1 pseudogene is annotated in these 248 nt (G+C 38.7%); it reads left to right on the forward strand.

Annotated elements, in window-relative coordinates:
* Nucleotides 1-248, forward strand: a pseudogene (locus tag KVT27_RS26925) (AraC family transcriptional regulator); the annotation flags it as partial.

The following is a 248-nucleotide window of genomic DNA, read 5'->3' on the forward strand; positions in this document are numbered from 1 at the left end:
CTTTCTTCGGAGGAGTCCTCTAAACATATCAGACTCCAGCAAGAAAGACTGCAATTAATGCTTAGCTTTATCCATCAAAATTATACAAACAATATAACATTGAAGGAAATTGCTGAAGCGGCGCATTTAAGTGTATCGGAGTGCACCCGCAGCTTTAAAAAAAGCATACATATGACTCCTTACGACTACTTGGTCAAGTACCGTATTAAAAGAAGCGTCGAGCTGTTGGAATCTACTGAATATACGAT

Origin of the sequence: Lysinibacillus sp. GbtcB16, from assembly GCF_019091145.1 — a bacterium.
In the GTDB taxonomy this organism is placed as follows: Bacteria; Bacillota; Bacilli; order Bacillales_A; family Planococcaceae; genus Lysinibacillus; species Lysinibacillus fusiformis.